The organism is Paraburkholderia sp., assembly GCF_036488505.1.
Lineage (GTDB): Bacteria > Pseudomonadota > Gammaproteobacteria > Burkholderiales > Burkholderiaceae > Paraburkholderia.
Genome location: NZ_DASXHN010000355.1, coordinates 1 through 10621, shown reverse-complemented (window position 1 = coordinate 10621; position 10621 = coordinate 1). Strand labels below are relative to the sequence as shown.

10 protein-coding genes are annotated in these 10621 nt (G+C 66.0%); 6 read left to right on the top strand and 4 right to left on the bottom strand.

Annotated features, from left to right (window positions below):
- The 6 genes from VGH68_RS21140 to iolB all read left to right on the top strand — a co-directional run.
- A partial coding sequence (locus tag VGH68_RS21140) for an ABC transporter permease (RefSeq protein WP_331605652.1) occupies nt 1–445 on the top strand: 445 nt, incomplete at its 5' end.
- 10 nt (nt 446–455) lie between these two features.
- Nucleotides 456–1262 carry an ATP-binding cassette domain-containing protein gene (locus tag VGH68_RS21135; protein ID WP_331605651.1) on the top strand — a complete coding sequence of 269 codons (807 nt, stop codon included), beginning with the start codon at nt 456–458 and terminating at the stop codon, nt 1260–1262.
- Nucleotides 1263–1338: 76 nt separating this feature from the next.
- Nucleotides 1339–3396, top strand: a complete 2058-nt coding sequence (locus tag VGH68_RS21130) for a bifunctional 5-dehydro-2-deoxygluconokinase/5-dehydro-2-deoxyphosphogluconate aldolase (RefSeq protein ID WP_331605649.1) — start codon at nt 1339–1341, stop codon at nt 3394–3396.
- A complete protein-coding gene (iolD, locus tag VGH68_RS21125; protein ID WP_331605647.1) occupies nt 3393–5405 on the top strand; it encodes a 3D-(3,5/4)-trihydroxycyclohexane-1,2-dione acylhydrolase (decyclizing) in 2013 nt (670 codons plus the stop codon). Before VGH68_RS21130 ends, iolD begins: the two co-directional genes overlap by 4 nt.
- A 10-nt stretch (nt 5406–5415) precedes the next feature.
- The gene (gene iolE, locus VGH68_RS21120; RefSeq protein WP_331605646.1) at nt 5416–6333 is read left to right on the top strand and encodes a myo-inosose-2 dehydratase; all 918 of its coding nucleotides are present in this window, start codon (nt 5416–5418) and stop codon (nt 6331–6333) included.
- On the top strand, nt 6330–7130 hold the full coding sequence (iolB, locus tag VGH68_RS21115) for a 5-deoxy-glucuronate isomerase (RefSeq protein ID WP_331605645.1): 801 nt from the start codon (nt 6330–6332) through the stop codon (nt 7128–7130). The genes iolE and iolB overlap by 4 nt, the downstream gene beginning before the upstream one ends.
- Nucleotides 7131–7334: 204 nt before the next feature.
- Here the strand turns inward: iolB and VGH68_RS21110 are convergent, their stop codons facing one another.
- The 4 genes from VGH68_RS21110 to VGH68_RS21095 all read right to left on the bottom strand — a co-directional run.
- Entirely contained in the window at nt 7335–7787 is a 453-nt protein-coding gene (locus VGH68_RS21110) for a thioesterase family protein (protein WP_331605644.1), read from the bottom strand.
- Nucleotides 7788–7835: 48 nt separating this feature from the next.
- Entirely contained in the window at nt 7836–8984 is a 1149-nt protein-coding gene (locus VGH68_RS21105; RefSeq protein WP_331605643.1) for an iron-containing alcohol dehydrogenase, read from the bottom strand.
- Nucleotides 8985–9187: 203 nt separating this feature from the next.
- Complete coding sequence (locus VGH68_RS21100; protein WP_331605642.1) at nt 9188–9718, bottom strand: NUDIX domain-containing protein; 531 nt, start codon at nt 9716–9718, stop codon at nt 9188–9190.
- Nucleotides 9719–9850: 132 nt separating this feature from the next.
- Nucleotides 9851–10621: threonine aldolase family protein (locus tag VGH68_RS21095; protein WP_331605641.1), on the bottom strand; the 771-nt coding region annotated here is incomplete at its 5' end.

Below are 10621 nucleotides of genomic sequence, written 5' to 3'. Positions count from 1 at the left end.
GCTGGCGGTGGTCTGCGCGTTCACGCTCGCGAAGACCCGTTTCGGCAACTGGATCTTCGCGGTCGGCGGCGATGCCAACGCGGCCAAGAATGTCGGCGTACCCGTGCGGCGCGTGAAGATTTCGCTGTTCGTGCTGACTGCGTTCTGCTCGTGCCTGTACGCGGTGCTGCAGGTCTGCGACATCGGTTCGGCCGCCGCGGACCGCGGTTTGCAGGCGGAGTTCGAGGCGATCATTGCTGCGGTGATCGGCGGCACGCTGCTCACCGGTGGCTACGGCTCGGTGATCGGCGCGTGTTTCGGCGCACTGATTTTCGGCGTCGTGCAGATCGGCATCACGTACACCAATGTCGATTCGGACTGGTTCCGCGTGTTTCTTGGCGTGATGCTGCTATTGGCCGTGCTGTTCAACCACTACGTGCGCGGCCGCGTCGCGGCGTCGCGCTAGGAGGTTCACGATGACTCCCGTCGAACCGGGCGAAGACGACTATATCCTCGCGCTCGAAAACGTCAGCCGTTTTTTCGGCAACATCATCGCGCTCAACGACATCACGCTGCGCCTCAAACGCGGCGAAGTGCATTGCCTGCTCGGCGACAACGGCGCCGGCAAGTCGACGTTGATCAAGACGCTGGCGGGCGTCTACCAACCGAGCCGGGGTATCTACAAGGTAGATGGCAAGGCAGTGCGCTTCGCGTCGCCGAGAGACGCGCTCGATCTCGGCATCGCGACCGTCTATCAGGATCTTGCATTGGTGCCGCTGCTGTCGGTCGCGCGCAATTTCTTCATGGGACGCGAGCCGCAGAAAAAACTGTTCGGCTTTCTGAACGTGATGGACCTCGACACCTGTGCGAGCGCCGCGCGCGACAAGCTCGCCGAAATGGGCATCAACGTGCGCGACCCGCATCAGCCGATCGGCACGATGTCGGGTGGCGAGCGGCAGTGTCTCGCGATCGCGCGCGCGATTCACTTCGGCGCGCGCGTGCTGATTCTCGACGAACCGACCGCCGCGCTCGGCGTGAAGCAGAGCTTCAACGTGTTGAAGCTGATTCACAAGGCGCGCGCCAAAGGCATCTCGGTGATCTTCATCACGCACAACGTGCACCACGCGTACCCGATCGGCGACTCGTTCACGCTGCTCAATCGCGGCCGCTCGCTCGGCACGTTCACGAAACAGACGATCACCAAGGATGAAGTGCTCGACATGATGGCCGGCGGCGCCGAGATGCAGAAGATGATCGGCGAACTCGAAGGCGCGACGATCTGACGGACTCGCGCGGTTTCCCCGGCACATGCGGTACCGGCCACCGCGCCCAGCTATCCAGGACTACCCAGGACTATTCATGGCTCACTCCAGCACCTCCAGCAGCACCGCGGGTAGCACTTCGGGCAGCACCGCGGGCGGCAGCCGCTTCGCGCCGGGACGCAGCCGCGACATCATCTGCCTCGGCCGGCTCGCGGTCGATCTGTACGCGCAGCAGGTCGGCGCGCGGCTCGAGGACGTCGCGAGCTTCGCGAAATATCTCGGCGGCTCGTCGGCGAATATCGCGTTCGGCTGCGCGCGGCTCGGGCTCGACGCGGCGATGCTCGCGCGCGTCGGCGACGATCATATGGGCCGCTTTCTGACTGAGACGCTCGCGAAGGAAGGCTGCGACGTGAGCCACGTGCGCATCGACCCTCAACGGTTGACCGCGCTGGTGCTGCTCGGCCTGAAGGATCGCGACACGTTCCCGCTGATTTTCTACCGCGAGAACTGCGCGGATATGGCCGTCGACGAAGCCGACTTCGACGACGCGTTTATCGCGTCATCGAAAGCGCTGCTGATCACCGGCACGCACTTCTCGACCGAACAGGTCAATCGCACGAGCCGTCGCGCGCTCGACTACGCGCGCCGCAACGACGTGCGCACCGTACTCGACATCGACTATCGCCCGGTGCTGTGGGGTCTCACTGGCAAGGCCGACGGCGAAACACGCTTTGTCGCGAACGAAGGCGTGAGCGCGCATTTGCAGCGCATTTTGCCGCTGTTCGATCTGGTGATCGGCACCGAGGAAGAATTCCGCATCGCCGGTGGCAACACCGACCTGCTCGATGCACTCACGGTGGTGCGCGCGGTGACTTCGGCCACGTTGGTGTTGAAGCGCGGGCCGCTCGGCTGTCAGATCATCGACGGCGAGATGCCCTCTTCTCTCGACGATGCGCCGATTCACGGCGGCGTCGAAGTCGACGTGCTGAACGTGCTCGGCGCGGGCGATGCATTCGCGTCCGGTTTCCTGTCCGGCTGGCTGCGCGATCAGCCGCTCGACGCGTGCGCGCGCGCCGCCAATGCGAGCGGCGCGCTGGTGGTGTCGCGCCACGGCTGCGCACCGGCGATGCCGACGCCGGCCGAACTCGATTACTTCCTGCGCGAAGCGCAAGCCGATCCGCAGCGGATGCGCCGCCCGGATCGCGATGCGAAGCTCGCGCGTCTGCATCGCGTGTCGCCTGCACGCAAACCGTGGCACGAAGTGCTCGGCTTTGCGTTCGATCATCGCAACCCATTCTTCGAACTCGTGCAGCAGACAGGCGCGGACGAAACGCGCATTGCGCATCTGAAGAACCTGTTCGTCGAAGCCGTCGCGCAGACCGAACGCGGGCTGGATCTGCAAGGCCGCATCGGCGTGCTGATCGACGACCGTTACGGGCAGGACGCGTTGAACGCCGCGACCGGACGCGGCTGGTGGATCGGACGTCCGGTCGAACTGCCGGGCTCGGTGCCGCTCGTGTTCGATCATGGCCGTTCGATCGGCACCACGCTGATCGCGTGGCCGCAGGAACATGTGGTCAAGTGTCTGGTGCAGTTTCATCCGGACGAGCCGATCGAGCAGCGGCTCGAACAGGAAGCGCAACTGCGCGCGCTGTACGACGCGACCCAGGCAAGCGGCCACGAACTATTGCTAGAAGTGATTCCGCCTAAGCATGCATCGCTGCCGCTGGGGCCCGACATCGTGTATCGCGCGCTCAAGCGGCTGTACAACCTCGGCATCTATCCGGAGTGGTGGAAGCTCGAACCGATGGATGCTGCGCAATGGCGAACCGTCGACGCGCTGATCGCCGAGCGCGATCCTTACTGCCGCGGTGTCGTGCTGCTCGGTTTGTCGGCCGCCGTCGAACAGTTGACCGAAAGCTTTCGTGCCGCCGCGCAATCGGCAACCTGCCGCGGCTTCACGGTCGGCCGCACGATCTTTCACGAGCCGAGCCATGCGTGGCTGGCGGGCGACATCGGCGACGACGAATTGATCAGGCGCGTGCGCGATACGTTCGAAACGCTGATCGCCGCATGGCGAAGCGCGCGCGGCGCGCCCATCGCGCCAGGCACGGCGGGCACGCCGCATCATGTTGATCAGGAGCAGGCCGCATGAACGAGCGCATCATCCATGGCGACCCGTTAGCCGCGAGCGTCGGCCATCCACATGGGCAAGGGCAAACACAAGCGCAGGCCAACACCGGCGGCACCGTTCGCCTGACGATGGCCCAGGCGCTGGTGCGCTATCTCGCCGCGCAACGCGTTGCGACTGAACACGGCAACGGCGTCGAGCCGCTATTCGGCGGCGTGTTTGCGATCTTCGGTCACGGCAATGTCGCGGGGATGGGCGAAGCGCTGTATCAGCATCGCGACGAACTGCCGACACTGCGCGCGCACAACGAACAGGCGATGGCGCACAGCGCGATCGCGTTTGCGAAGGCACACTTGCGCCGCCGGATGATGGCGGTGACCACGTCGATCGGGCCGGGCGCGACCAATCTGCTGACCGCCGCCGCGCTCGCGCATGTAAACCGTTTGCCGGTGCTGCTGCTGCCCGGCGATATCTTCGTGTCGCGCGCGCCCGATCCGGTATTGCAGCAACTCGAGGATTTCGGCGACGGCGGCGTGTCCGCGAACGATGCGTTCAAGCCGCTATCGCGTTACTTCGACCGCATCGTGCATCCGGCGCAGTTGCTCAGCGCGCTGCCGCGCGCGCTGCGCGTGCTGACCGACGCCGCGTTATGCGGACCCGTCACGCTCGCGTTGCCGCAAGACGTGCAGGCGCAGGCGTGGGATTTCCCGGAAGACTTTTTTGCCCCGCGCGTCGTGCGCTTTCATGCGCCCGCGCCACGCATCGACGATATCGACGCCGCGTGCGCGCGCCTGCGGCAGGCGAAGCGTCCGCTGATCGTCGCGGGCGGCGGCGTGCTATACAGCCGCGCGGCCGATGCGCTGCATCGCTTCGCCAGCGCGCATGGCGTGCCGGTCGCCGAAACCCAGGCCGGCAAGAGTTCGCTCGCCTGGAACGATCCGCTGAATACCGGCGCGCTCGGGGTGACCGGCTCGCCGGCGGCGAACGCGCTCGCGCACGATGCCGATTGCGTGCTCGCCATCGGCACGCGTCTGCAGGATTTCACGACCGGTTCGAACACGCTGTTCACGCAGGCCGACGTGATCGCGATCAACGCGAACGCGTTCGATGGGCTCAAGCACCGCGCGTTCGCCGTCGAGGCCGATGCGCGGCTTGCACTCGATGCGCTAGCTGAAACGCTGCAAGGCTGGCATGCGGAGCGCGCGTGGACCGTGCGCGCACACAAACTCGCATCGAGCTGGCGCGACACGGTCAGCTCGCTGACGCACGCGCCGCAACGCGACGCGGTGTTGCCGTACGAGGGGGACGTGATCGGCGCGGTGCAACGATCGAGCCCGCAATCGGCCACCGACGACATCGTCGTGTGCGCGGCCGGCACCCTGCCCGCCGAGTTGCACAAGCTGTGGCGCGCGGGCCGGCCGGGCGCGTATCACGTCGAATATGGCTATTCGTGCATGGGCTACGAAATCGCCGGCGGCCTCGGCGTGAAGCTCGCGCGGCCCGATCGCGAGGTGATCGTGATACTCGGCGACGGCAGCTATCTGATGATGAACAGCGAAATCGCGAGCTCGGTGATGCTCGGCGCGAAGCTGATTATCGTGGTGCTCGACAATCGCGGCTTCGGCTGCATCAATCGTCTGCAACAGGCCTGCGGCGGCGCGCCGTTCAACAACCTGCTCCATGACTGCGTACACGCACCCGCCGGCGCGCCGCGCGTCGACTTCGCCGCCCATGCGCGCGCACTCGGCGCCAATGCCGAGCATGCGCGCAATATCGCGGAACTCGAAGCGGCGCTGCAACGCGCGCGCGCGGCGGATCGCACGTACGTGATCAGTATCGACACCGACCCGGCCCGCAGCACCGAAGACGGTGGCTGGTGGTGGGAAGTCGCGGTGCCCGAAGTGTCGGCACGCGATGCGGTGCGCGACGCGCGCGCGAAACACGATGCGCAGCTGGCGGCGCGCACGGCACCGCTCGCGCCGTCGCCGCGCACCGACCACGGCATCCACAGCGACCACGACGATCACCCATGAGGAGCCGCGCATGACTGCTTTCGACGTACGCATCGGTATCAACCCGCTGTCGTGGATGAACGACGACCTGCCGTCGCTCGGCGGCGAAACACCGCTCGAGCTTGCGCTGAGCGAGGGCCGCCAGATCGGCTACCAGGGTTTCGAGCTCGGCAACAAGTTTCCGCGCGAGCCGCAGGCGTTGAAGACACTGCTCGCGCAGTACGACCTCGCGCTCGTCTCCGGCTGGTACTCAGGGCAGTTGGCAAAACGCAGCGTCGCCGACGAGATCGCCGCGGCGGGTCCGCATCTGGAGCTGCTCGCGCGCAACGGCGCGACGGTGATGGTGTACGGCGAAGTCGCCGATTCGATTCAGGGCGCGCCGCGGCCGCTCTATCAACGGCCGCGTTTTTTCAGCGACGCGCAATGGGATGCGTACGCGTCGAAAGTCGACGAATTCGCGCGCTATACGCTGTCGCGCGGCGTGCGGGTTGCGTACCACCATCATATGGGTGCGTATGTCGAGACGCCGGCTGACATCGATCAGTTGATGGCGCGCACGAGCGACGCGGTCGGACTGCTATTCGACGCCGGGCACGTCACGTTCGCGGGCGGCGATGCGCTCGCGGTGCTCGACACGCACATCGCGCGCGTGTGTCACGTGCATTGCAAGGACGTGCGCCCGGCGGTCGCGAAGCTCGCGCGCAATCGCAACTGGAGCTTTCTGGATGCGGTGATGGCCGGCGCGTTCACGGTGCCGGGCGACGGCGCGGTGAATTTTGCGGGCATCATCGACAGGCTCAAGCGGCATGGTTATTGCGGCTGGCTCGTCGTCGAGGCGGAACATGACCCGGTGGTGGCGCCGTCGTTCGAGTACGCGCAAAGAGGCTTCAGCACACTGCGCGCGCTCGTCGATGCACCGCTCGATGGCGTGAACAAGGAGGCAGCATGAGCTTATTGGTGAAGGCCGAGCGCGAAGGCCAGACGATCGCGCGCGTCACGCCGCAGTCGGCTTGCTGGCGCCATGTGGGATTCGCCGCGTACCGGCTCGGCACGCACGAAGTCGTGCACGTGTTCGAGACCTCGCGCGAGACGTGCATCGTCGTGCTGAGCGGCGCGGTCGACGTCGAAACACCGAACGCGACGTGGACCTCGCTAGGCTCGCGCGACAGCGTGTTCGAGGACGCCGCGCCGTACGCGGTGTATTTGCCCCCGAACGTGCGCGCGACCGTGCGCGCATGCCGCGACACAGAGCTCGGGGTCGGCAGCGCGCCGGCCAAAGGCGAGTACCCGGCGCGGCTGATCGAGCCCGCGTCGATGAAGCGCTCGACGCGTGGCAAATCGCTGAATACGCGCTACGTCTGCGATATTCTTCCGCAGACCGAGCCGGCGGAATCGCTGCTGGTCGTCGAGGTCAGGACACCGGGCGGGCATGCATCGAGCTATCCGCCGCACAAGCACGATACCGACAATATCCCGCACGAAAGCTCGCTCGAGGAAACCTACTATCACCGGCTCGATCCGCCGCAAGGTTTCGCGTTCCAGCGCGTGTACACCGATTCGCGCGACATCGACGAATCGATGGCCGTCGAGAATCACGACGTGGTGATGGTGCCGCGTGGCTATCATCCGGTCGTCGTGCCGTATGGCTACGACTCGTACTATCTGAACGTGATGGCGGGCAGTCGGCGGGTCTGGCATTTCCATAACGATCCGGCGCACGAGTGGCTCATCAATAAGGACGCTTGACACAGCACGCGGCCTTTCACGTGCGTCACGTTCATCAGTCCGCGCCCAGCCATACCCGGCACGGCTGAAAAACAGCAGGCGGCCTCCGGAGCAGCAGGTTGGAGGACAGCCCGAACACCGGCTGTGTGCGCCTGCTCCACCTGTGATGCGTCTTTGTTGCGTCGTGTTTTGCGCTGATTCGCCTGCGTCCTGCCGTCGCGCCGTTCAGTCCTCCTGGCTGGCGCCACACAGCGGCGCCAGCGCCGCGCGCAGTTCGCGAGGCAGGCTGCTCACCGGGCGGCGCGTCACGCGATCGACGTAGACGTGGACGAAGTGCCCCTGCGCGGCGGGCGCGTCCTCGCCTTCCCTGAAAAGCCCCACCTGGTAGCGCACGCTCGACGCGCCGAGCCGCGCGATCCGCAAGCCCGCATCGACGCGATCCGGAAACGCGAGCGGCGTGAAGTAGTTGCACTGCGTTTCGACGACGAGCCCGATCGTCGCGCCATGCTCGAAGTCAAGCACGCGCGAACGGATCAGATACTCGTTCACGACGGTATCGAAGTAGCTGTAATAGACGACGTTGTTCACGTGACCGTACACGTCGTTGTCCATCCAGCGTGTCGTGATCGGCAGGAAATGCGGGTACGCGGTGCGCGCGGCCGGGGCGGGTCGGTTCATTGGATGGGGCGCGTGGTCGATACGAAGGTCGGAGCGGATCAACGCGGGTCAAAGCGATTCGGTCAGCATGCGGCGATAGTCATCGGCACTCGCTTCACGCGGATTCGTGCGATGGCAATGGTCCGCCAGTGCGCCCTGCACGACCTTGTCGAACATGCTTTCGTCGACGCCCATCTGTGTGAGGCTGGTCGGCAGGCCGAGCCGCGCGGTCATGTCGAACAGCGCCTGCGCGAGATCGGCGTGCTCCGGCAAGCCCATCACGCGACGCATCCGCGCAAAGCGGCGCTCGGCCACCACGCTCGGCGCGCGCTCGTTAAAGCGCAGCACCGCGGGCAGCACGACCGCGTTCAGCGTGCCGTGATGCAGCGACGTGCTGCCGTTCACCTTCAGCCCGCCCAACGGATGCGACAGCGAATGAACGCAGCCGAGGCCCTTCTGGAACGCCATCGCCCCCTGCATCGACGCGCTCATCATATTCAGCCGCGCTTCGCGGTCGCCGCCGTCCGCGCACGCGCGCTCGATGCTGGCCCACGCGCGCTCGAGGCCGTCGAGCGCAATGCCGTCGGCGGGCGGATTGAAGGCCGGCGCGAGGAAGGTCTCGATGCAATGCGCGATCGCGTCCATGCCGGTCGCGGCGGTTAACCCCGGCGGCAAACCGAGCGTGAGACCTGGATCGCATAGCGCCGCTTTCGGCAGCAGGCTCCACGAGTGAAAGCCGAGCTTGCGGCCGTCGTTGAGGATCACGATCGCGCCGCGCGCGACCTCGCTGCCGGTCCCCGCGGTGGTCGGTACCGCGATCAGCGGCGCGGCGGCAGCGGTGATCTTCGCGCTGCCGCCTTCGATCGTCGCATATTGCGTGAGCGGCCCCGGGTGCGTGGCCGCAATCGCGACACCCTTCGCGAGATCGATCGACGAACCGCCGCCGACCGCGATCAGGCCGTCGCAGCCCTCGTCGCGATACATCGTGGCGGCGGCCAGCACCATCGCTTCGGTCGGGTTCGATGGCGTGTCGTCAAAGACCGGCACATTGCCAGGCTGCAACGCATCCAGCGCACGCTGCACGATGCCGGCCGCGACCACGCCCTTGTCGCTGATCAAGAGCGGACGCTTGATGCCGATGCGCGCGCATTCGGACGGCAGCTCCAACAGTGCGTCGTAGCCCAGATGAATGTGGGTCAGGTAGTAAATGTAGGCCATGCCGCTTTCTCCGTGAGCGTGAGCTCAATGACCGCTGATTGACGTGAATGAACCGCTCGTTGATTCCGTTGCCGTGGTGTTCGGGTTGGTTGTTGCTGGCTCTGCGTTATCCGGGAGATGGTTTGTGTCGTGGTCTGCGTCGCGGTTGGGGTCGTCGCCTGGCGCGTCGCGCGATACGTCGGCCCGCGCCACGCTCACGCTTTTCATTGTCCCGGCCGGTCGACGAATTCGAACGGCAGGCCGCGCCGGCGCATCCATTCGCCGAGCGCCTGGCCGGTGCCCGCGCGCCACGGCCGCAGTTTCGCCGGCTCGACCAGCCGGTATTCGAGCAATTCCGGCGACAGCGCGATCGTCCCGTGCGCCTTCACGTGATACGCGATGATCAGTTCGTTCTTGCGGATGAATTCGTAGACGCCGATCAACTCGACCGACTGCGCATGCAGCGACGTTTCTTCGAGCACTTCACGCGCGATACCCTGCTCCGGCGTCTCGCCGTTTTCGAGGAAGCCGGTGATCAGCGCGAACATCCCCTCGGGCCATGCGGCGTTGCGCGCGAGCAGGACCTTGCCCTCGTACTCGACGATCGCGGCGACGACCGGCAACGGGTTGTTCCAGTGGACGTAGCCGCACTCGATATCGGGGCAGCTCTGGCGGACGCGGCCGCCTTCGTGTTCGGGATCGCTGCGCTCGGTCAGCGGTTTGGCGCAGCGAGGACAGAATCGGTACTCGGTCATGGCGGGGGACGTCTCTTTTCTCGTGTCTGTAGCTGATTGTCGTTGGGTGCGGGGTGGTGGGGGTGTGGTTTGGCGGTTGCCCGGCAAACTTGCTCGCATCGCGCCGCGCCCATCTCGTAGCATCTCCTGGCATCACGCGGCACACAGCTCGCGCACGTCGGCGGCAAAACGCTCGACCGTGTCCGGCTGCGTGTCCCACGCGCACATCAGCCGGCAACCCCCCGCGCCGATGAACTCGTAAAACTTCCAGCCGCGCGCGCGCATCGCCTTGGCGGCAAGCGGCGGCAACTGCGCGAAAACCGCGTTAGATTCACTCGGGAACATGATGCTCACACCGGGAATGTCCTGCAACCGCGTCTGCAGTAGCCGCGCCATCGCATTCGCGTGACGCGCGTTGCGCAGCCACACGTCGTTGTCGAGCAGGCCGAGCCAGGGCGCGGAGATAAAGCGCATCTTCGACGCGAGTTGTCCCGCCTGCTTCAGGCGGTAGGCGAAATCGTCGGCCAGCGCGCGATCGAAGAACACCACCGCCTCGCCGACCGGCAAACCGTTCTTGGTGCCGCCGAGGCACAGCACGTCGACACCGGCGCGCCACGTGATCTCCGACGGATGCACGTCGAGCGCGGCAACCGCGTTGGCGAAACGCGCGCCGTCCATATGCACTTTCAGGCGGCGGCGCTTCGCGATCGCGGCGATCGCGCGCACTTCCTCGACGCTGTAGACGGTGCCGAGTTCGGTCGACTGCGTCAGCGTGACGACCTTGGGCTTCGGATAGTGGATATCGGCGCGCCGCGTGATGATGGCTTCGATCGCATCGGGCGTGAGCTTGCCGCCGAAGCCCGGCGCCGTCAGCAGCTTCGAGCCGCCCGAGAAGAATTCGGGACCGCCGCATTCGTCGGTCTC